Below are 20,277 nucleotides of genomic sequence, written 5' to 3'. Positions count from 1 at the left end.
AAAGATCCTCCCATGAAGAAAATACTCTCTGGTGCTTTTGCAGCTCTTGCTTGCGCTGCTGTATCCACTACTGCCATTGCCGCTGCGCCGGCCGATGTGAAGAGTGGCTCTTACAAGGTTGAAGCTGGCCATACCCAGGTCAATTTTTCAGTCCTGCACTTTGGTTTTTCCTACTATTCGGGACAGTTCTCCAACGTGAGTGGCAGCCTTAAGCTGGATGCCAGCCATCCGGAGAAATCGAAGCTTTCCGTGACAATTCCGGTTTCCAGCGTGGCGACATCCAGCTCGGTGTTGACGGATGAGCTGAAAAACAATGAGTGGTTTGATGCTGCGAAATATCCGGATGCGACTTTCGTCTCGACGGAAGTTTCCCCGGTAGGTGCTGAAGATGCAGTTGTCAGTGGTAATCTGACACTTCATGGCACGACGAAGCCCGTTGTTCTGCATGTGCACTTCGTTGGCGCTGGTGTGAACCCGATGGACAAGGCCTACACGGTTGGCTTCCAGGCTACGGGAACAATCCATCGCAGTGACTTCGGCGTCAAAAAGTATGTTCCCTATGTTGGCGATGACGTTAGCCTGACCATTGCTGGAGCTTTTGAAAAGCAGCCCTGAGTTTTTTTCGCATAAAGAAGGCGGGATATTTCCCGCCTTTTCTCGGATGAGGAATAAGATCATTCTATTCCCTGCGTCTTCGCGCAATGGAGAAGTGATTATGAAGCTTTACTACAAGCCTGGTGCGTGTTCGCTTGCCGCGCATATTATTCTGAATGAAATCGGTCAGCCGTATACGCTTGAAAAAGTAGATACGACCACGAAGACAACAGAGACCGGCGCAGATTATCTTGCCATCAATCCACGAGGAGCCGTACCGGCAATCGAGATTGAGCCGGGCGTTGTTTTAACCCAGAATTCGGCAGTTCTTCAGTATATTGGAGATCATTCGGACGTTTTGGCTTTTCGGCCAGCCTACGGCTCCCTCGAACGAGCGAGACTGCAGGAAGCTCTCGGGTTCTGTGGTGATCTGCACAGCGCATTCGGCGGCCTGTTTGCCCCGAACCTGACGGAGGAGGCTGAGAAGTCTGTTCATGCACAGATCCATCGGCGGATGACGCAGTTCGAGGATATGCTGTCTGACGACAAAGCTTACTGGCTTGGAGACGACTTCACGCAAGCCGACGCTTACGCAGCTGTTATCATGACGTGGGCTGTTTTCAAGAAACTGGATATTTCTCATCACCGCAAAGCATGGGCATTGCGGGAGAGAGTGATGTCTCGCCCTTCTGCAAAGCGGGCGCTGCAGGAAGAAGGCTTGGCCTGATCCTGCACTGTGCGGAGGGGGCGATGAATAGCCCTCTCTGTGGATTGTAAATTTCGATATTAGCGAATGCTGTCGATATGGTAGCCGTTCGACATTCTGTATGTGACAAGAAAATGCTTTCTTGTCTTGTGTGTCTGGTACCAATCATCCGTAAAATAATTACTGATCATTGTTCCGTGCAGGTCATACGTTATTTTGTATGACGTTGGTGCACCCAAGCCCGCATTGATTTTGTCTACAGAGACGATTTTTGCGATGGTGACATGTGTGATGGAATCATCCCCAGATACTTTCTGCCATCCGATCCACCCAAATATTGCTAAGGTCGTGACAAGAAAGATTGCAAAGAATAAACCCATCCATTCTTTCTTTTGAGCGGATAGCGCCATACAGAACCTTCTTCAAATCAGTAGAGATATACGACAATAAAATTATATTTGCACATATCTGTTTCTACCTTTGATGACACGTAAAATATTTTTTCTGTATTTGTTTCGGGGCGCTAAAAGTCTGAAACTGGCGAGTTGTAGGGGAGTGCAGCGCTAACGCGGCTAGGGGGCATATACGCCTAAATTAAGATTGGGCGTTTAGGCATAAAAAAAGCCGCTCCGAAGAGCGGCTTTTCGCACAGACGAGCTGCTGATTAAAGCTTCAAAGAGCCTTAATGCTTACTGCAGACGTCTTGCCGTTACGGCCAGCTTCGAGCTCGTAAGAGACCTGCTGACCTTCGTTGAGGGTGTGGATGCCGGCACGCTCAAGTTCAGAGATGTGAACGAACGCGTCCTGACCACCATTGTCCGGCTGAATGAAGCCGAAGCCTTTGGTGGAGTTAAACCATTTTACGGTGCCTGTTGCCATAACGAGGCTCCTTTTTTAACAATAGCGGTCGTGCACAAAACACACACGAAATCATAACTTTTACGGAGAAAGAATGGCGCAACATGCGCCGGTTACCCCAGTAAAAGCACCCGCTAAAAAGACAATGGGGGTATTGCGTTTGAGATGCAAGGGAAAACATCTGAATGGAGTAAAATAAAATGTTACTCAGACTGTAAAATACTATTCGAAGCGTATATTTATTTGTTGCGATTATAAAAGATAATGCCCGCTACTTGTATGAATTTTATGCATAAAAATCTTATTAAAGCTGCTTTATTTCTCGCATCCTGAAAAATTTCGTGTCCATACCTCTTCCCCTGAGTAGGGAGTTTTTAGTTGATATTCACTCTTCGAACACCGCCTGGAACCTTCGTTTTTGCCTCTCGGTGAACAAATGAGGCAGAGGTCGTGTTGTAATCCGGGTTTTCTGCCATCGCCTGCAGTGTCGCATCGTCTCTAAAATCGAGAGGCCTTGGATGCCCGTCGTTGCTCTTCTGCGCTGCGACCGCACACACCTGCATCGCATGGCTAAAGGGAAGAGGATTGCCCTGTGTCCCGGTAAACATCTGCTCACGCACACAATGGCTGTCAGTCTGGCCAGTCAACCACGGGGCTGATGAGCATGCGGAAAGAGAAATGAGGGCAAAAAGAGGAAGGTAGCGCATAAGGGCAAGTGTACTACGGGACAATCCGGGCCGCAAAGAAAACTGACGTGTGCGGATGCCATTTCCAATACCGCCGTGTCCGTCACTGGAGAGGCATGCAATATACTAGAAGAAAGTGGCCTTTGTCGCTTTGCTTCTCCGTTCTCCCGGCGCGCTCATATATCAAACGCCTATCAGGTTTCTTTTGAGATAATTTGAACCTTTGCTGTGGTGAAGAATTTAGTGTTCACCCTGTAGGAGGCGAACATGTCGATCCTGGTCAGTACCTCATTTTCCAGATCTGTCTTTCGAATGGATTATCCGGGTACGGAGGATCCATTATTTCCAGATGGTGACCCGATGGTTGATGACCCCTCTGAGGAAGAGGAAACGCCAGAGCCAGACGAATGGCCAGATGTGGAGTTGCCCGAAGAGCCGGGGCCTTCCCCATATCCGCCGTTTGGTCTGAAGGCGGTCAGTGCAGGGGTGGTTGATCTACCAACCCCGCGACCGCCTCAGCCTCCCATGCCGCCGTCACCTTTGCCGACAGAGCCTCCTCCACTGGAAGAGCCTCCGCAGCCGTTGAATTAATTCAAGCAATTGGCTCTTGGTTCTCACCGCTGGGCAAGGACAGTCCGGCTCTGACGGCGTATGGCCACCGATATCTGATGGCCGTCTGTGACGCTTATTATGGAAAAGGTTCGTAAAGGCGCGTCGTCTGTAACGCGCCTTTTGTCAAACTTGGAAATTAGTATCCAGGTGCGGGGTATGGAGCGGGGGTAGGCCCGTAGCTCGGATACGGCGTCGGAGCGACCACCGCCGGGCCGTTCACATTGCCCATAATGACGTTGCTAATGATGCCCGTTGTGATTGCGGCGAGGAGAAAGCTTCCACCGTAATCAATCCAGCGATATCCCGGAGGTGGGGCATAAAGGCCTGGGTATCTATGCCAGCTATCAACAAACACGCCCCCACCATTGTAACGATCACCAGAGCGCCACATGCCGCGATGAGGGCCTGCGCCACGGAAGCCACCGCCGCCTCCGCCCGGGCCTCCACGATAACCATTTCCACCTTGGCCGCGTCCGCCACCGCCCGGGCCGCCGCCGTCACGATGTCCTCCACCACCATTCGGGCCACCACCGTCGCGATGTCCCCCGCCGCCACCTGGGCCACCGCCATCACGGCCGCCTCCTGGACCTCCCTGAGCACTCGCTATTGTAGGGGCGATAGCGAGTGCCAAGCCCATCAGCAGAGCTACAGATCGTTTAGTCTTGGTGGACATAAAAAACTCCGTTCGTAATGCGCCATCAAGGGTCTCCCGATGTGGCGAAAATTGGTCACCATTGTAACAGAGAGACAAAACCTCGGACTTTGTTGCGAGATTTCCGGAAAAATCCTCTCGGTTTCCCTTCGCCAAGGGGAGATTGCTCACGAGCATATCGCGGATGTCCGGCTATCGAACCCGGTATCGCAGGAAATGTGTGATCTCAGCGCGCTCATAATGCATGGTTCCAGAATCGCCGGCTGTGAAAACCGTGTTTCCAAACATACGTAAAACGGGCTTCTATCAGCAGTTTCATACAAGATCAGGGAAGCCCGATTGAAACAATATTCCCTTGGAATGAAAGGGGCTGTGCAGGGGACAAGGACTACACTATCTGGCGAAATTCTCATGGATCTGACGCGGCTATTTTTAAAGCTTTAGCCGCCGAGCGACTGGATTTCCGGATATGACTTCGCCTTATGGCCCAGGGCTGCGTCACTCCCACGCAGAAGATGTTTACGCCTTCCTGATTGGTTGTTCTCTGATTGTGATGGGGCTGATGTGTCTGCACAAGGCCGGGCTTGTGACCGGTGGTGTGGCAGGTATTGCCTTGCTGCTATCCTACATCGTGCCGATGACGCCTGGAAATCTGTTCACGGTCATCAACATACCGTTTCTTCTTTTTGCCGTTCGCGCCATGGGTGCCCGTTTCGCGCTTAAGACCACGATTGCCAGTTTTGGTATTACTGCCCTCGCGAGCGTTATTCCGAGCGTTATGGAACTTGCGTATGTCCAGCCTCTGTTCGCGGCGATATTCGGCGGGACGGTGATTGGGATGGGTATTCTCTCGTTGGCTCGTCATCAGGCGGGTGTGGGCGGGACAGGCGTTATCACGCTCTGGCTTCAGAAAAGTCGTAGCCTGAACGCCGGCCGCGTTCAGATCATGATTGATGCAGCCATTCTGACGCTGTCTGCTTTCTTTTTGCCGTGGGAAAAGGCTGTGCTGTCAGCCGTAAGCGCTTTTGCCATGAGTAGTGTGCTCATGGTGTTCCATCGGCCTGGACGATACATCGGGCATTAGAGAAAGCCGCTTTCTGGCGGTTTCCAGCCGCACATCCCAGTTAAGAGAACGGCGCTCCGGAATGCAGACCATGACGAACTGTGTTTCTGAAGAGACAGTGCGCCTCAAAAGATCGCCACATCAGGCAGTTTGAGCAAACTCAAATTGTGGCACTGAGTGCCAAAATGTAGAAGGTGCGGAGAATTTAGAACAACGAACAGGATTCAGGCATGAAACTCTCGCGGCTGGCTTTGTACCTTCTGGCTGGATCTGTCATGGGTAATGTTCCCTCTTATGCGGCAGAAACCAAAGAAAAAGCTACTCCGGAAGCAGCCACGAAGAAGTCTGTACGCGCGTCTGAACCTGAGAATATCACTGTTCATCGTCGTAACGGAAGTGGCACGGCAGCAGAATACCGCACGAAGGAAGCCTCTCTTGGCCCCCTTGGCACGCGATCCATTCTGGATACGCCGATGTCTGTCATGGTGGTGCCGCACGACGTTCTGGTTAACCAGCAGACCAGAAACATCAATGATCTGATTGCATTCGTGCCATCTGCCCAGCTTGAAATGCGTGGTGATCCGAATACCAGTCGGCCTCAGTCCCGTGGGTTTGAGGGCGACGTTATTGCTAACACGCGTATGGATGGCCTCAACATGGTCATCACCACACCTTATGCTGCGGAGCAGTTTGATAGTGTTCAGGTTCTGAATGGGTTGGCTGGTGCGGTGTATGGTCCGCAAAATCCGGCGGGCACATTTGATTTCACATTGAAGCGCCCGACAGACCGGCAGACAGAGCGTTTTGTGGTGGGTGTTGATTCCATTGGCGCCCCCATGGAAAGCCTCGATGTCTCAGGTCGGGTCGGCCACAACAAGTGGTTTGGCTACCGCCTGAACCTGTTGAACCAGAACGGGGAGGGTTACGTCGCAGACTCCCACCTGCGGCGTAACCTGGTGAGTGGTGATTTCGACATTCACCTTTCACCGAAGACAGTCATTCAGATTGATGCCAGTCAGTACACATATGCCCAGCGCGGCTATCCGGGTGGCTTTTCGTACGCAACGACTATTCAGCTACCGGATGCTCCTGATCTTAGCCAGAAGGGATATGGTCAGAAGCAAGCCGGTTACAACATGGAAACCGATACTGCCCTGATGAAGATCATTCATCACTTCAATGATGACTGGAGCCTGAAGCTGGGTGGGATGTGGCAGAATGCTGCCAGAAATGTTTTCAGTACGGGTAACCAGCTGCTGAACTCTGCGGGACTTTACCGTCAGACAATTTCAGCTGCGACGACGGCGAATGATTTCGTGGCGGGCAGCAATACGGCTTATTTGAATGGATCGTTTCATACGGGCCCACTGAAGCACCAGATCGAAATCGGAACCAACGGTTACGTCATGGGGAACTACAACCCGACGTCATCGACTGGCACTTTGACTCTGGGACAGGCGACAATCGGCAACCCACAGAGATTTCCGAGTGCACAGCCTTATTATTCCGGACGTTATAAATCTGCTGATACTATGACGCAGTCCTTGTTGGCCGGGGATACGATTTCTCTGGGCAAGCACTGGTCCATCATGGGCACGCTGGCCTGGAGTTGGCTGAGCACCAATAACTATGCAACGAGTGGCACGAAAACGTCGTCCTACAGCCGTGCCGCTGCCTTTAGCCCGATGACAAGTCTGCTTTATAAGCCGGCGGCCAATCAGACGGCTTATTTCACCTGGGGGCGGTCATTGCAGGCTGGCACTTCGGCACCCGCAGGCGCTGTGAATGAAAACGAAGTGACAGCTCCTCTGCGTTCAGAAGAGTATGAGGTTGGTTACAAGATTTTGGTGGCCAAAAGACTGCAGCTGAATATTGCCGGCTTTAGAATGTCTCGCCCATTCGCTTATACAGACCCTGTTACGTATGTTTATTCCAATTACGGTGTGCAGCGGAATTACGGCGTTGAATTCCAGGCCTCAGGAAATCTGACGCAGGATCTGAGCATTCTGGGCGGTATGACCTGGCTGGATGCTCAACTGCTGAACACGGGTGTGGCCAAGACGTCCTACAAGCAGGTTGTTGGCGTGCCGCCTCTGATGGCGAACATGTTGATTGATTATCGACTGCCATTTCTTAAAGGCGGCGCTGTCAATGCGAACGTGCATTACATGGGGCGCCGGGCGGCTAATGTATATAACACCACGTTTGCTCCGTCTTATGTGACGCTGGATCTGGGCGCGCGCTATGCAACGCACGTTTATCACCAGCCTCTCGTGTTCCGCTTTGGGGTCGATAACGTCACGAACCAGAGCTACTGGGCTTCTGTTTACCCCTCGAGCATCAACGGTGGTGGAAGCGCTACGAACTCTGCGGTTGCTGGCCTGCCACGGACGTATCACTTCACGATTGAACTGGATCTTTGAGACAATAAAGCCCTTTCAGCCAAGGCTGAGAGGGCTGTCTTCCATCCAGAGAAGAGGATGGAACGTGAAGGCACGGCGCAGGATATGTTCCAGATCTGTGCGGCCTTCGGTCTTCATCCATTCGTCCACAGCTGTGCGATAAGTTGCAATCGCGGTCCGTGCAATTAGTCTTGCAGCTAGTGATGGCATATCTGTCGGGGGGAGGCGGTCCATGAGGGCTTTGGCAAGTGCCTCTTCCCACTCCTCATATTTTTGCAGACTGACACTCCGAAGTGCGGGCTCGTGCTCAAGGAGTTGTACGAGCGCGTAGGCGTATTCCCGGTTGGCGGTGATCCTTCGAACAACCGGAAGAAGGGCCAGAAGGACCATATCCTGCAACGAAGCATCCGGACTGGCAGACGCAATCGCATCATTAAATGCCTGAGTCATGTCGCTGGTCCAGGCCAGGATGATGTCTCCCTTGCCTGAAAAGTATCGGAACAGTGTCCTGCGGGAGACATTGGCAGCTTCGGCGATTTGCTCGACAGACGTTTCTTCATATCCCTGAGTAGAAAACAGCCGGAGTGCCTCCCACGCTAGCGCTGTCGCGGTGCGATCCTTTTTGCTTTGCCGCCTGCCGAGATCTTTTTTCTTGTCCTGTTCGCCATCCATCATGGTCCGACGGTCTTCCAGTAAGCGGGGAATATCATCTTGGTGTCGTCCAGAAGGTCATCATGATGGCGTGTGTGTGGGAGCGATGCTGCCCGGTGTATGGTTTGTCGCGTCTGTATAACGCCTGGCGGCGGCAAGGGCAGTGTGAAGTTCTTCAAAAATATTTTCTGGACCGATTGCGACTATCAAATGATGCCGGTTCATATCTGCCCTGAGATCCTGGCTTACGCGTCCAAAAATCATCGTTACCTGCCTCTGTTTGAGTGTTGCGAGTAACAGGCGCAGGTCGTTGGCTGCCGAATAATCAATATCCGTGATGGGGCTGCATTCAATGAGAATGCAGCGAACGGGGTGCGGGGCATCGCTAAGCAACGTCAGGATGTCTCGGTTGAAGCGAGTAGAGTTGGCGTAGAACAGGTCCGCACAAAAGCGGAAGATAATGAGTCCAGGCTCACTCTCCAGGCCCCCGCGGGCTGGAACGGCTTCCAGCGGGCCTTGAGGAGTAAAGGGTTGAAGAACGGCCGTGTGAGGATCGTAACTGTGGCGCACATGACGAAACAGCGACAGGGCGATGGCTGTCAGAACGCCTTGTTCTACTCCGGCGCCAACAACAACTGCCGCTGTCACAAGTGCAAGCCAGAACTCCCCCGGGCTTTCCTGACGGATTGAAAGCAGTGCGCGGATTTCGATCATTCCCAGCGCGACAGTGAAGACAATCGCAGCGAGTACGCATTGTGGAAGGTATTGCAAAGGCGTGGTGAGGAAGAGGAGCACGATCAGGGTGGAAAGAGAAAAGACAACTTGTGCGACCTGACTCCGGGCACCTGCTCGCACTGCCATAGCTGTCTGAGTTGGGCTGCCATTAACCGTGAAGGTACCACTGACTGCCGCAAGTATGTTGGCAGCTGCCAATCCCGTCAGATCCCTGTTCTCATTCAGTTCTTCGTCGAACTGTGTTGCGTACACACGGGATGTCGCAGCGCTTTGGGTGATGATGACGAAGACGCATGAGGCTGCCACCGGAAAAAGCGCAAGCAGTTCATTCCAGCTGATAATGGGTATTTGGAAGGTCGGCAGTCCGCTTTGGATAGGGCCAAGCGTCGAGAGATTCCGCGTCAGGAATGGGACTGTTCTGTCTGCTAGAATAGCGCCAATGACAGCCAGTAATGCGGCAGGGCATCGGGGGGAAAACCGGTTTAGAAAGAGCAAGCCGCCTACGGTGGCGCCGGCGGTAAGGGTGGATGTCAGGTTGAGATGATCGGCCTGAGTGAGAGTTTCGACCGCCTGCATCACGGGGTTATGCGATGTCGTCTGGATGCCGAGCATGTCGTGAAACATGGAAATGGCGATCTGGACGCCGACCCCTGTCATGAAGCCAACAAGGACTGTTCGAGAAAGAAAGTCTGCCAAAAAACCGAGGCGAAACAATCTGGCCGCCAGAAGCAGCATCCCGGCAAGGAGCGCGGTGGCGCTGACCAAAGCCATGTAGTGTGCGCTTCCTGGTGTAGCCATGGCTGTAACGGCGCCAGAGAGAATGGCCGCAGTTGCGGAATCTGCCGCGACAAGAAGATGTCTGGAAGAGCCGAAGGCGGCAAAGCCCACTAGAGGCAGAAGAACCGTATAAAGTCCGGTGACGGATGGCATAGCCGCAATGCGGGCATAACCAAGGACCTGCGGGATGTTTGTAAAAGCGAGCGAAAGCCCTGCCAGAACATCCGTTCGCCATGATGGGGGAAGCTTTCGGCGCCGGGGAAGCTTCATCACATTAACCTCGCAGGACAACGACCAGCTTGCGTTGGAAATGCTGGTCGTGCCGGTTGGTTAGCCCTGAACAATAGCGATCAGAACTTCCACAATTTCTGGATCAGCCAAAGTGGAGAGGTCTCCAAGGCCATCAGTCTCGCCGCAGGCAATTTTGCGCATCAGGCGTCTGACATTTTTGCCAGAGCGCGTCTTCGGAAGATCAGGGACGATATATACTTTTTCGGGCACCGCATAACGCCCGACTTTCGCAGCGATGGCGCGAACGGCAAGCATTTCCAAGTCAGGATGGGACGGATCACGGGCCACAGCATACACGACGATGCCCTGACCTTTCAGGTCATGCGGAATACCAATTGCGGCACTTTCAACAATCGCATGTTCTGCAGCCAGAGCGTCTTCAATCTCGGCAGAGCCGATGCGATGCCCAGAAACATTGATGACGTCATCAACCCGGCCGGTGATCCAGTAATAGCCGTCTTCGTCGCGTCGTGCGCCATCGCCCGTAAAATAATGGCCGGGGTAGGGGCGAAGATACGTTGTTTCAAAGAGCGCATCGTCGTTCCAGATCGTCAGTGCGCGACCTGGCCATGATCCATCAATGCAGAGCACACCTTCTGTTGCGCCCTCCAGCGGATCTCCCTTGTCGTCAACCAGGATGGGATTTACGCCCGGAAGTGGGAGTGTTGCAGACGCTGGCTTTTCCTTGACCGCGCCTGGAACGGGCGAAATCAGGATGCCACCGCTTTCAGTCTGCCACCAGGTATCTACGAAGGCACAACGCCCACCACCAATGACATCATCGAACCAGGACCATGCCTCCTGACTGATCGGCTCACCGACAGTTCCAAGTACCCGCAAAGAGGTCAGGTCGTATTCGCGGGGAACATCGTTTCCTTCGCGCATCAGGGCACGAATGGCGGTGGGAGAGGTATAGAATGTGGTGACCTTATGGGCCTGAATAACATCCCACCAGCGACCAGGCTTCGGATGAGACGGCATGCCCTCGAACAGGAGAACGGTGCCGCCGTTCGAGAGCGGGCCATAAACTACATAGGTATGACCGGTAATCCAGCCGATATCGGCCGTGCACCAGAACACATCACCTGCCTGATGATCAAAGACGAGTTCGTGGGTGTAGGAGGCCCAGGTCAGGTATCCGCCTGTTCCGTGGACAATGCCTTTTGGTTTGCCTGTGCTTCCGGACGTGTACAGTAGAAACAGCGGGTCCGTAGAGGCCATCGTTTCAATTGGGCATGACGCCGAAGCCGATGCCAGCAGTGGATTGAGCATGTCATCACGGCCAGCCTGCATGGGGACGGGTTCGTCTGTGACACTAACAACCAGAACATGCTTTACGGACAAGCTGTCGGGACGCAGGCTCAGAGCAGAGTCCATTGTCGTCTTGAAAGGGATGCGTTTCGCGCCACGACGCCCGACATTGGCCGTGATAACCAAACTGGCGCCACTGTCGGCCAACCGATCTGCAATAGCCTCAGGCGAGAATCCGCCGAACAGCACGACATGGATTGCGCCCAGCCGTGCACAGGCCAGCATACTCACCACGCCTTCGATCACTGTTGGCAGGTGAACTGCAACGCGATCCCCCCGACGAATACCGTGATCACGCAGGACATTCGCCAGACGGCATACGTGTTCATGCAGGTCACGATATGTGAGGCGGATGATGTGCTCCGCTTCTTCTGCCTGCCAGATCAGAGCCGTCTGATCTGCACGGGTCTTGAGGTGCCGATCCAGGCAATTGAAACTGGCGTTCAGCGTTCCATCTGAGAACCATCCCGTCCCGGTGTCGTGCGCGCTGGATGGTGCTTTAATCCAGTCCAGCCTTTTTCCCTGATCCTGCCAGTATGCTTCTGGATTTGCTTGGGCGGCATCCGTTAGCGCGCGATAATCTTCAGGGGAGAGGCGAAACGCACCAGCGCGATAAGGGGTGGACATAAACGGAATGTGCTCACTGACCAGAAGCTGAAAAAATTAGGGTGAAAACCTGTATCTTAAACAGAACCACAAATCCAAAAGCAAAAAAGCCTATTAGCTTACAATGCTGTAATTTCCGGGATTGAGGCTGCAAAGAAGCGTTTTATAGAGCTTCTGTTTTTGGATGCTGCTGCATCAGATATTCAACGGCATCGTTCCAGTTGGCGACCCGTGGGGACCATTCCACATTCAGGTTGTGTGGAGCAGAGAATAGAATGCCCTGTCCCTGAAAATGCTGAAAATGTCGTACGTTGTCATCAATAAGGAAATCGGTAGCAAGAATACTTTTATGACCGCAGAATACGATGTTCAGCGCGGGAATGAAGGGAAAGTGTTTCTGAAGCCATTGGAACTTGGGAGCGCAGGACGCCGGGTATTCCATCGCGGCTGTCGTAATGAAAATGTCGAAATGCTGACTTAGAAATTTTAGCGCATCCTTGGCGCCGGGCATGACGTCAAGGTCAGCAAAGAAATGTCCATCATGCAGAAGTGCCTGCATTCCCGCAGCGTGTTCCGGAGTTGCCAGATCCCCTAAATGGTGGCCTTTCAACTCGTTTTCTGTCCAGCGATATCCATGCGTGTCTTTGTACCACAGGCGCTGAGCGGTGAAGGCGTCAGCAATCACTTCATCCATATCGATAGCGAGACGGGGGCGAGATTTTTTCACGAGACAGGGACTCCTGACATAGTTCGAAGACACAACTCTCTTCTGTTCAGGAGGGAAGGGCAAGCCGCAGGGCGCATGGGTTCATGAAATGACAGATATCTGCGCCCCGCTGTGTAATAAGCTTAAAGAGGGATTAGCTGATGCTGCGACCTTCGTTCAGACCGTAGAATATGAAGTGCATCAGAAGATCATCTTCATATTCCATTAAATCCGGGTTGGCTGCACGATACTTTTCCGGGTCAAAAAAGCGATTGGGTTTTCTGCCTTCCCGATATCCGGCGTCCCGATAATGCGTTGCTGGATCCAGGCCAGATGCTGCCACATCCGGGTATTCGCGCATGTACCACGCCTTGTCGAAAGCACAGACAAGGTCAGGAAGAAATGGGCCGCTTGCAGGCTCTTCCGTGATTTCAACTGGCTCTACCACGACAGGAGACTCTTCGATAACGGCCTCCAGAACGACAGGGGTGGCTTTTTTGCTACGAGAGGCGGACGCTACCTTTTTCGTGGCAGTTCGAGAGGATGTCTGTCGATTGGCAGAGGACATAATTAGACTTACCCTGTCAGTTAAAATGTTTTTGGTTCTGCTGTGGAAACGCCGGTAAAAGGCCCCCTTGTTTCCCCAAGGCCTGCGAAACCCTATCCTAGTAATGAAACCATTAATATCGAAAATTCACGACTTTTTAGTAAAAAACAACGTCGAAGCTGTCGGGGCAAAAATGCGAAAAAAAAGCCCGTGGAAACAAGATGTTCCTTTGCTGCTGACGCCTCTTAGCCCCCGATGCTAAAGAAATATTCCTCGAATTCTCTGAGATCAAACTGATGCCGAACTCAAAGCCTCTGATTCTGTCCTTCGGAAGCATCAATATTGATGTAACTGCTCGGGCCGTTCGCCTGCCTCTTCCCGGGGAGACCGTGCATGGTGAAAGCTATGCCGTCATGCTCGGTGGTAAAGGCAGTAATCAGGCTGCCGCGGCTGGGCGTCTGGCGTCCGGTTCCGAGGTTCAGGTCGCGTTGGCAGGGCGTATAGGGCAGGACGGTTTTGGTGCGCAGGCGCGCCAGGAGCTGGAGCGTTTTGGGGTGGATCTCTCTCCGCTGCGAGAAGACGCCTCTCATGCCACGGGAATTGCGCTGATCGGGATAGATGGGAGCGGAGAAAACTGCATCACCGTTGTTGGTGGTGCGAACATGGCCGTCGATGAAACCGATGTTGACGCAGCCTCGGACTGGATTGAGCGCGCGGCAGTGCTTCTATTGCAACTTGAAGTGCCTCAGCAGGCAGTTCTGGCAGCCGCCCGTAAAGCGCGGAGTAAGGGCGCTATAGTTGTGCTCGATCCGGCACCTGCGCCGAAAAAGGGGCTTCTGGATGCGCTCTGGCAGGAAATCGATATTCTAACCCCGAACGAAAGTGAAACTTTTCAGCTAACAGGCATTCGGCCAGAAACTGTAGAAGACGCGGCGAGGGCTGCGGACTTGCTTCTGGCAAAGGGCGTGAAATCGGTCCTTGTAAAAATGGGAAGCCGGGGTGTTTTCTGGCATGATGGAACACGCAGCGGTCACAGTGCACCGTTTCACATAGAGCCCATTGATACTGTGGCGGCCGGGGATTGTTTCAATGCCGGGCTGGCCTTCGCTCTGGCGCAGGGAAAGCCACTTTCCGAGGCTGTCCGGGTTGCGTCAGCGTGCGGGGCGCTCGCAACGACACGTCATGGCGCTGCTGATGCTGCTCCCGCATGGGATGCTGTGGCTGCGTTGATGAATGTGCAGCCAGAAGCCTAGACACATTAAAGAAGAGGCCTTTTTCAAGGCCTCTATAAATTTGAAAATCCCTCACATTGCGGGGGACGAATTTCCAATTTTAGCGGCAAGCTGATCCACGAGCGCGCGTGTCACGGCAGTGATCCCGTCATCTGTGGCTGTTGATCCCTGAGTGCTGAAGCTGGCGCGCTGGTGTACAACCGGGTGATGCTCGTCAGCAGGGACAAAGGACCAGTCTGCTTCTAGCGTACCTTGACCTGACTTCGTGATATCCAGCCGGTTGATAGTGATCACCAGCCGGGTTTGTGGAGAGCCTGCTGTCGGATGTGTTGTGACGAACACAGAAGGCCAGCTGCGAGAGAGCTGCGCTGTCACGAGATCTGTAATGCCTCTGGACAGACGACTGGCCCATCGGCCATTTGCGCTGCGATCTAGAAGATCGCCATTTCTGACAAGGATGTCCTGACTATCGAGGTAGTCAGGAACAATGACAGGATCGACAGCTAATACGGTTGCTGATGCGGTGCTGCCTGCCAGATCATTTCCGATGGCGGGCGCGCCGAGCGTATAAAACCGCACTGGTGGAGAGGAGCAGCCGCTGAGGAGCAGGCCAGCAAGAGTGAGCGAGGCGAGGTGCAGTCTCATCAGTGGCGTCCCGTCAGAAGAAGTTGCGGATTACGTTCAACATCGTTTGCAAAGCCGCGTAGGGCAGAGGCTGCTGCTGCGATATCGCGCAGGCTGGCTTCGAGGTTAGCCCTGTCCGCTGAGCGCGGAGATGTAATGCTCTGAATATTGTTCAGACTTTCACCAGCCTTCTGGATCGTCTGATTGCTGCTTAACAGCAGGGCTTGGAGCTCTTTTCCACGTGCAGTCAACTGATCGGACCCGGCATCAGCCAGTCGGTTCAGGCTGTTGAGGGTATGTTCAAGCTCCGGTTGAAGGTGCGTAACCAGGTCTCTGCTCGCATCGATCATGTCGCGACTATGGTCTGATGTCGCACGAATGCTTTCGATCAGGGTCGGCATATCCCTGTCCAGCTTGTCAGAAAGCTCCCTTACAGCGGCAAGGGTCGCGTTGGCGTTGTCGCCAAGTTCCTTGAACGGTAGGTTCTGAAGGGTTTGGGTCATCGCCTGGATGGAAGACTGTTTTGTCGGAATTTCCGTGAGGGTGGCGATGTCAGGATGCATGACCGCTGGTGTATCAGGCGCAAAATCGAGGTCGATCTCTGAAGAGCCCGTGACAAAACTTTTGAGATTCATTTCTCCACGGAGGCCTTGAGATACGAGGTTCCGGATTGTTGGAAAATGGTGGGCACTGCTGTTTGTCAGGGTAATATTGTCTGGCCGCATCGTGACATAGACCGGAATATAGGCGTCTCGTGTCTGCGGGTTATATTCGATGACGACCTTATCGACCGCGCCAACCTGAACCCCACGGAAGGTAACGGGTGCACCCACCGACAGGCCGGACGATGCGCCATGGAAAATAAGGACAGCTTTTTCCATACGGGTGAAGGGATGGAAATTGCCGAACAGCACAAAAGCTGCCACGCCAAGACCGATCCCACCTACAACAAAGGCGCCTACGAGAGCCTGCTTGTTCATCAATTGCGTCCTTCTTCGTTGCGTTCCCGATGCATGAAAGCATGGACCTGAGGTTCGTCGCAGTGGTCGCGCAGGTCTCGCGGAGAGCCGTGTGCGATGGGGATTTTGCTTTTCGCGTCCAGAAATATTCCATCGTCGGCGATGTGAAACAGACTGGAGAGTTCATGGCTGACGATAACGACGGTCGCGCCGAGACCATCTCGGAGATTGAGAATCAGGTCATCCAGGCGTGCCGACGTGATTGGGTCCAGACCTGCAGAGGGTTCGTCAAAGAACAGAATATCCGGATCCAGTGCGATTGCTCGTGCCAAGCCAGCACGCTTCCGCATGCCGCCACTGATTTCTGACGGAGACATGTCGATGGCTGGCAGAAGACCTACAAACCCCAGTTTGAGTTCTACGAGCCGACGAATGACATCTGGCTTGAGGTCCGTGAACATCTGAAGGGGAAGAGCGACATTCTCCCCGAGAGTCATGGAACTCCATAAAGCACCGCTCTGGAATAGAACGCCGAACCTGTGGTTGAGCTCTGTTCGTTCTGCTTCAGTGCCAGACCAGTAATCTTCGCCATCGACCTGATATTCGCCAGCCGTGGGGCGAAGCAGGCCAATCATACTTTTCAGAAGTGTACTCTTGCCGCAGCCAGAGCCGCCCATAACGGCAAAAATGCTGCCCTTCTTAACTTCTAAAGAGATGTTCTTCTGAATGACCTTCGGTCCAAATGCGAGAGTGACATCCTGCATTGAAAGAACGGTTTTTCTGGTATCGGTCATGCGTCAGATTCCCAGCACGTCGGCGATAACGGCGAAAATGGCGTCAATCGCAATGACGCCGACAATTCCCACCACAACAGCCCGTGTGGCAGCGATGCCAACATCAGCGGCTGATCGTCCAGCCTTCAGGCCAATCCGGCAACTGGTCAGCCCGATGAACGCACCGAAGACAATGCTTTTAACAAATGCGAAAATAAACTGGCCGATACCGAAGGATGTGATTGTCTGATGGAAATAGCCAGCAGCCGTAATATCGAGCATGGAAATTGCGACCACGAACCCTCCCAGCATGCCGATCAGGCAGCCGTAGAGGTAGAGAAATGGCATCGTGATAACGAGCGATAGGACTGCCGGAAGTATCAGATACGTGGATGTTGGAATGCCGAAGACGTTAAGGGCATCAATTTCTTCATTGCCCTGCATGGTGGAAATGCGCGCTGCGTATGCGCCTCCGGTTCGTCCTGCCATGATGATGGCGGTCATGACGGCGGCCATTTCACGAACCATGGCGATGCCAACAAGGCTTGCAACGTAAATACCGGCAGCAAATTTCTGAAGCTCAACCGCCCCAACAAATGCAAGAATGGCACCAATCAGAAAATTGACGATGCCTACAATTAGCAATGCCTGAGGGCCGGCATTTGCAGTGTCACTCAGAAGATCTGAAAGACGCATCCGGCTTCGCCCCGTAAGAGCTTGAAGCCCTCCGCGAAGGGTCATCCCACCTAAACTCGTAACGGTGCCGATTTCAGTGAGGCTACTGATCGTGTGCCCTCCAATCCGTTCAAGAACGGGGAGACGCTTGGCGGGCGCGGGAGGAGGGCCATCAGAGGCGTCGGGTAGGAGTTCGAGAAGCTGTCTTACAGGGGCCGGTAAGCTTTGAGCATCCAGAGTAATATGTCTGTCGTGCCCGCTGCGTTTAATGTCCCAAAGAAAAGCGATCAGCCCTGTGTCCCAGTCGGTGATGGGGGACATATCAAAGGTGATGGTGCTTCCAGCAGGTGCTGCACGCAGCCCGTCTTTCGGAAACTGAGGAATGTTTCCTGTTCTTGCCAGCCACACACCCCGAAGTGTCAGAAGAGGGCTGTTCCCTTCTGACGTAAGGCTCCACTGCGGAGATTGGGCTGGGTCTAGCGGGGCAGGTGGCTTTTGCAATTGCGTCACGCCATTTCAGTCATTTTAGTCCTTAATCCTCTCTACGAGGTCAGAAGCCATGAGGGAAGGGGTAGGCCGAACCGTTCGGTCATTTTAATCGGTTCAGTGTACCAAGAGAGTCACTTGTGAGTGTTTGGGAAGGGTGAGAAAAGCAATAAGACTTCATAACGTCCGAGATGGTTCTTTTATGCGCTCCTGGCTTCTTTCTGTCCCTCTGCTCTGTGCTGCTACGATAGGAATGACTTCTCAGGCGTTCGCCTGGGGACCGTATGGCCATGCGATTGTCGCGGATATTGCTCAGGATCGCCTGACGCCAGCGGCTGCGAAAGCAACAACGGCACTTTTGGCAATGGAAGGTCATCAAACGCTGGATCAGGTCGCATCATGGCCAGATACGATCGGACATGTTCCTAAAAAGAAGGGCGGAGAGCCAGAGACTCTACTTTGGCATTACGTTGATACAGATGTTTCTCAGCCAGCATATGACCAGGCCCGCGACTGTGCGGATGGAAACTGCGTCGTTGAGAAATTGCCCGAGCTGGAAAAAACCCTTGCTGATCACACGGCCTCTCCGGAGCGGCGGCTTTATGCTTTGAAGTGGGTTGTACACTTGGTTGGTGACTTGCATCAGCCGTTGCATGCTGCGGAGCGGAATAACGATAAAGGCGGGAATGCTATCCGCCTTTCATATTTTGGCGATACCGCAAATGGGCATATGAATCTCCATGCCCTATGGGATGAAGGCGTGCTGGATCGGCAGGCTAATTTGGTTGTTGGGCCTCATTATTCCATCGACTTCAGTCGTGCTCGTGATGAAGCCACTCGACTGGGGTCGACTATCACACCTGATGAGACGGCATACTGGGTGGCTGATCTTTCTGGTGGTGATGTTCGCCATGCCGTTATTGATTGGGCTGACGAAAGCCATTCCCTGGCACGGTCTGTTGCTTATGGCGCACTTCCCCAGATTAAAGGAGCAGATATTAAGGACGCCTATACAGCCCTTGCTTGGCCAATCATCGAGCTTCGGTTGCAGCAGGCAGGTGTCCGTCTTGCTGCAATCCTGAATACCGCAATGAACGAGCAGTAAGCTCTCAAGTGCGCTTCTCTTATCTGAATTTGTGTAAGAACAAATTCAGATAGGGGTGTTTTTCCTAGAGTATATAAATTTACTGAAGCTGCGGAAGGCTCGCTAAAGCATCGGTCGCAATGACGCTTCGATTTCTTCCTTCAGCTTTGGCATAATAGAGGGCGCGATCGGCATCTTCGATGAGATGGGTATAGTCCGGATGTCCATCAAATGTGGCTACTCCGATCGAAACCGTCACAGAAAATGAAGAACCTGTTGGCTGAGTGAGAATATGCGTGACGTTTTCACGAATATGCTCCGCGACTTGGAACGCTCTCTTTATATCCGTCTCAACCAACGCGATCAGAAACTCTTCACCACCATACCGGAAGATAAAGTCGCTTGTCCGGCAGGAGGAGATTAGCTTTTCAGCGACACCTCTCAAGACGGCATCCCCACCAGTGTGCCCGTAGCGATCATTGATTGATTTGAAATGATCAATGTCGATCATAAGAATGCTGAACGGAACTTCCCGACGGAGAGATTGAGCGACTTCCCTCGCCATGATCGTCGGTAGAAAACGGCGATTAAGAGTAGAGGTTAAAGGATCGCGCCCGCTTTCAAGTGCCTCACTCTCTTTAAAAAGGTCGTCCATAAGGAAGCGGATTTCTTCTATCTGGGCCTGTAGCTCGTGAATGCGAGCTGTGTCAGGGGGAACCTGAGCCGATAGAGCTGGAATCAGAACACGATCTATACGACGCATTGAGGTTCGAATGTGCTCGATACCCATCGTATTCGGGAACAGCAGGCTTCCCTTGTGATTGAGCCAAAGCCCAAACCCTGAACTTTCCAGTGAGGGGAGGGGAGGGGGAGCGTTGCAGCAAATGGCGAGTAAAATCTTGTGCCCCCAGTCAAGGAGTGCTGCACGTTGAACTTCTCGTTCAAGAGTGACGTCCTGCCCGAGCGTAACAAGTCGATACGCTTCGTCTGTCTCAATTTCTTTCTGGAGATCCCTTACGAACTCTCGGCTCATCATTTCGATAGCCAGATCCATCATGTTTTCGATGTAGTCGATGGCGGTCGATAGATCGGTAGGTGTGAGGAAAATCTCGAAAAGCAGTTTTCTCAGTGTGTTTTTAAGAAGGCGTGCCCCATGCATGACGACGTGCATCGGGACGCGCATGCGGGCGTGGACCAATCCGATCCGGCGCTGCGTCGCCACAAGCTGCGCGAGGTCGGGCGCTGTA

General features: G+C 53.1%; 20 protein-coding genes (1 of these 20 only partly in view). 7 read left to right on the top strand and 13 right to left on the bottom strand.

Annotated features, from left to right (window positions below; genetic code table 11):
- Nucleotides 1–12: 12 nt before the first annotated feature.
- Nucleotides 13–615, top strand: coding sequence for a YceI family protein (locus ABDK75_RS08845; RefSeq protein WP_211498009.1), 603 nt, complete (start codon nucleotides 13–15; stop codon nucleotides 613–615).
- A gap of 100 nt (nucleotides 616–715) precedes the next feature.
- Nucleotides 716–1,321 carry a glutathione binding-like protein gene (locus tag ABDK75_RS08840; protein WP_346005599.1) on the top strand — a complete coding sequence of 202 codons (606 nt, stop codon included), beginning with the start codon at nucleotides 716–718 and terminating at the stop codon, nucleotides 1,319–1,321.
- A gap of 59 nt (nucleotides 1,322–1,380) precedes the next feature.
- Here ABDK75_RS08840 and ABDK75_RS08835 read toward each other — a convergent pair whose 3' ends face one another.
- Together ABDK75_RS08835 and ABDK75_RS08830 are read right to left on the bottom strand one after the other, a co-directional pair.
- Nucleotides 1,381–1,710, bottom strand: coding sequence for a hypothetical protein (locus tag ABDK75_RS08835; protein ID WP_099210114.1), 330 nt, complete (start codon nucleotides 1,708–1,710; stop codon nucleotides 1,381–1,383).
- A gap of 262 nt (nucleotides 1,711–1,972) precedes the next feature.
- Nucleotides 1,973–2,179 carry a cold-shock protein gene (locus ABDK75_RS08830; RefSeq protein ID WP_046899487.1) on the bottom strand — a complete coding sequence of 69 codons (207 nt, stop codon included), beginning with the start codon at nucleotides 2,177–2,179 and terminating at the stop codon, nucleotides 1,973–1,975.
- A gap of 932 nt (nucleotides 2,180–3,111) precedes the next feature.
- Between ABDK75_RS08830 and ABDK75_RS08825 the strand changes: the two genes are divergently transcribed.
- Nucleotides 3,112–3,435, top strand: a complete 324-nt coding sequence (locus tag ABDK75_RS08825; RefSeq protein WP_346005598.1) for a hypothetical protein — start codon at nucleotides 3,112–3,114, stop codon at nucleotides 3,433–3,435.
- Between the two features lie 157 nt (nucleotides 3,436–3,592).
- On the opposite strand, the gene ABDK75_RS08820 is transcribed toward ABDK75_RS08825, so the two are convergent.
- A complete protein-coding gene (locus ABDK75_RS08820) occupies nucleotides 3,593–4,129 on the bottom strand; it encodes an RcnB family protein (protein ID WP_080951373.1) in 537 nt (178 codons plus the stop codon).
- 448 nt (nucleotides 4,130–4,577) lie between these two features.
- On the opposite strand from ABDK75_RS08820, the gene ABDK75_RS08815 reads away from it, so the two are divergent.
- Together ABDK75_RS08815 and ABDK75_RS08810 are read left to right on the top strand one after the other, a co-directional pair.
- Nucleotides 4,578–5,192, top strand: coding sequence for a YitT family protein (locus ABDK75_RS08815; RefSeq protein WP_346005596.1), 615 nt, complete (start codon nucleotides 4,578–4,580; stop codon nucleotides 5,190–5,192).
- A 209-nt stretch (nucleotides 5,193–5,401) separates the two neighbouring features.
- Nucleotides 5,402–7,594, top strand: coding sequence for a TonB-dependent receptor (locus ABDK75_RS08810; protein ID WP_346005595.1), 2,193 nt, complete (start codon nucleotides 5,402–5,404; stop codon nucleotides 7,592–7,594).
- 15 nt (nucleotides 7,595–7,609) lie between these two features.
- Here the strand turns inward: ABDK75_RS08810 and ABDK75_RS08805 are convergent, their stop codons facing one another.
- From ABDK75_RS08805 to ABDK75_RS08785, 5 genes are all read right to left on the bottom strand, one after another.
- Nucleotides 7,610–8,248: a TetR family transcriptional regulator gene (locus tag ABDK75_RS08805; RefSeq protein WP_086633914.1), complete on the bottom strand. Its 639-nt coding sequence runs from the start codon at nucleotides 8,246–8,248 to the stop codon at nucleotides 7,610–7,612.
- Nucleotides 8,249–8,305: 57 nt separating this feature from the next.
- Entirely contained in the window at nucleotides 8,306–10,006 is a 1,701-nt protein-coding gene (locus tag ABDK75_RS08800; protein ID WP_346005593.1) for a SulP family inorganic anion transporter, read from the bottom strand.
- Nucleotides 10,007–10,066: 60 nt separating this feature from the next.
- Nucleotides 10,067–11,965 (bottom strand): acetate--CoA ligase, encoded by a 1,899-nt coding sequence (acs, locus tag ABDK75_RS08795; protein ID WP_346005592.1) that lies wholly within the window; start codon nucleotides 11,963–11,965, stop codon nucleotides 10,067–10,069.
- A gap of 142 nt (nucleotides 11,966–12,107) precedes the next feature.
- Nucleotides 12,108–12,671: a 5' nucleotidase, NT5C type gene (locus ABDK75_RS08790; RefSeq protein WP_346005591.1), complete on the bottom strand. Its 564-nt coding sequence runs from the start codon at nucleotides 12,669–12,671 to the stop codon at nucleotides 12,108–12,110.
- Between the two features lie 133 nt (nucleotides 12,672–12,804).
- Entirely contained in the window at nucleotides 12,805–13,218 is a 414-nt protein-coding gene (locus ABDK75_RS08785; protein ID WP_346005590.1) for a hypothetical protein, read from the bottom strand.
- 275 nt (nucleotides 13,219–13,493) lie between these two features.
- On the opposite strand from ABDK75_RS08785, the gene ABDK75_RS08780 reads away from it, so the two are divergent.
- Nucleotides 13,494–14,450, top strand: coding sequence for a ribokinase (locus ABDK75_RS08780; RefSeq protein WP_346005589.1), 957 nt, complete (start codon nucleotides 13,494–13,496; stop codon nucleotides 14,448–14,450).
- A gap of 51 nt (nucleotides 14,451–14,501) precedes the next feature.
- On the opposite strand, the gene ABDK75_RS08775 is transcribed toward ABDK75_RS08780, so the two are convergent.
- From ABDK75_RS08775 to ABDK75_RS08760, 4 genes are read right to left on the bottom strand one after another with little or no spacing between them, the layout of a single operon-like run.
- On the bottom strand, nucleotides 14,502–15,074 hold the full coding sequence (locus ABDK75_RS08775; protein WP_211516471.1) for a membrane integrity-associated transporter subunit PqiC: 573 nt from the start codon (nucleotides 15,072–15,074) through the stop codon (nucleotides 14,502–14,504).
- Nucleotides 15,074–16,033 (bottom strand): MlaD family protein, encoded by a 960-nt coding sequence (locus ABDK75_RS08770; RefSeq protein ID WP_346005587.1) that lies wholly within the window; start codon nucleotides 16,031–16,033, stop codon nucleotides 15,074–15,076. Before ABDK75_RS08770 ends, ABDK75_RS08775 begins: the two co-directional genes overlap by 1 nt.
- Nucleotides 16,033–16,806, bottom strand: a complete 774-nt coding sequence (locus tag ABDK75_RS08765) for an ABC transporter ATP-binding protein (RefSeq protein WP_046899474.1) — start codon at nucleotides 16,804–16,806, stop codon at nucleotides 16,033–16,035. Before ABDK75_RS08765 ends, ABDK75_RS08770 begins: the two co-directional genes overlap by 1 nt.
- Before the next feature lie 3 nt (nucleotides 16,807–16,809).
- On the bottom strand, nucleotides 16,810–17,970 hold the full coding sequence (locus tag ABDK75_RS08760) for an ABC transporter permease (RefSeq protein WP_346005586.1): 1,161 nt from the start codon (nucleotides 17,968–17,970) through the stop codon (nucleotides 16,810–16,812).
- A 229-nt stretch (nucleotides 17,971–18,199) separates the two neighbouring features.
- On the opposite strand from ABDK75_RS08760, the gene ABDK75_RS08755 reads away from it, so the two are divergent.
- Nucleotides 18,200–19,051 carry a S1/P1 nuclease gene (locus ABDK75_RS08755; protein ID WP_244591027.1) on the top strand — a complete coding sequence of 284 codons (852 nt, stop codon included), beginning with the start codon at nucleotides 18,200–18,202 and terminating at the stop codon, nucleotides 19,049–19,051.
- A 79-nt stretch (nucleotides 19,052–19,130) separates the two neighbouring features.
- On the opposite strand, the gene ABDK75_RS08750 is transcribed toward ABDK75_RS08755, so the two are convergent.
- Nucleotides 19,131–20,277, bottom strand: partial view of a diguanylate cyclase gene (locus ABDK75_RS08750; RefSeq protein WP_211498020.1) — the 3' portion only. 260 nt of this gene lie beyond the right edge of the window; only the last 1,147 of its 1,407 coding nucleotides appear in the window; its start codon lies beyond the right edge, outside the window — the gene reads right to left on this strand; the stop codon is at nucleotides 19,131–19,133.

It is taken from the genome of Gluconobacter sp. OJA, assembly GCF_039638325.1.
GTDB classification, from domain to species: Bacteria; Pseudomonadota; Alphaproteobacteria; order Acetobacterales; family Acetobacteraceae; genus Gluconobacter; species Gluconobacter cerinus.
The sequence above is the reverse complement of the archived record's forward strand: the minus strand, read 5'-3'. Positions and strand labels throughout refer to the sequence as shown.

Excerpts from the sequence above, each read along its gene's own strand:
- ABDK75_RS08805 (WP_086633914.1), bottom strand. The coding sequence starts at position 8,248 with ATGATGGATGGCGAACAGGACAAGAAAAAAGATCTCGGCAGGCGGCAA.
- ABDK75_RS08770 (WP_346005587.1), bottom strand. The coding sequence starts at position 16,033 with ATGAACAAGCAGGCTCTCGTAGGCGCCTTTGTTGTAGGTGGGATCGGT.
- ABDK75_RS08800 (WP_346005593.1), bottom strand. The coding sequence starts at position 10,006 with ATGAAGCTTCCCCGGCGCCGAAAGCTTCCCCCATCATGGCGAACGGAT.
- ABDK75_RS08810 (WP_346005595.1), top strand. The coding sequence starts at position 5,402 with ATGAAACTCTCGCGGCTGGCTTTGTACCTTCTGGCTGGATCTGTCATG.
- ABDK75_RS08835 (WP_099210114.1), bottom strand. The coding sequence starts at position 1,710 with ATGGCGCTATCCGCTCAAAAGAAAGAATGGATGGGTTTATTCTTTGCA.
- ABDK75_RS08830 (WP_046899487.1), bottom strand. The coding sequence starts at position 2,179 with ATGGCAACAGGCACCGTAAAATGGTTTAACTCCACCAAAGGCTTCGGC.
- ABDK75_RS08775 (WP_211516471.1), bottom strand. The coding sequence starts at position 15,074 with ATGAGACTGCACCTCGCCTCGCTCACTCTTGCTGGCCTGCTCCTCAGC.
- ABDK75_RS08840 (WP_346005599.1), top strand. The coding sequence starts at position 716 with ATGAAGCTTTACTACAAGCCTGGTGCGTGTTCGCTTGCCGCGCATATT.
- ABDK75_RS08785 (WP_346005590.1), bottom strand. The coding sequence starts at position 13,218 with ATGTCCTCTGCCAATCGACAGACATCCTCTCGAACTGCCACGAAAAAG.
- ABDK75_RS08815 (WP_346005596.1), top strand. The coding sequence starts at position 4,578 with ATGACTTCGCCTTATGGCCCAGGGCTGCGTCACTCCCACGCAGAAGAT.
- ABDK75_RS08820 (WP_080951373.1), bottom strand. The coding sequence starts at position 4,129 with ATGTCCACCAAGACTAAACGATCTGTAGCTCTGCTGATGGGCTTGGCA.
- ABDK75_RS08780 (WP_346005589.1), top strand. The coding sequence starts at position 13,494 with ATGCCGAACTCAAAGCCTCTGATTCTGTCCTTCGGAAGCATCAATATT.
- ABDK75_RS08845 (WP_211498009.1), top strand. The coding sequence starts at position 13 with ATGAAGAAAATACTCTCTGGTGCTTTTGCAGCTCTTGCTTGCGCTGCT.
- ABDK75_RS08825 (WP_346005598.1), top strand. The coding sequence starts at position 3,112 with ATGTCGATCCTGGTCAGTACCTCATTTTCCAGATCTGTCTTTCGAATG.
- ABDK75_RS08765 (WP_046899474.1), bottom strand. The coding sequence starts at position 16,806 with ATGACCGATACCAGAAAAACCGTTCTTTCAATGCAGGATGTCACTCTC.
- ABDK75_RS08755 (WP_244591027.1), top strand. The coding sequence starts at position 18,200 with ATGACTTCTCAGGCGTTCGCCTGGGGACCGTATGGCCATGCGATTGTC.
- acs (WP_346005592.1), bottom strand. The coding sequence starts at position 11,965 with ATGTCCACCCCTTATCGCGCTGGTGCGTTTCGCCTCTCCCCTGAAGAT.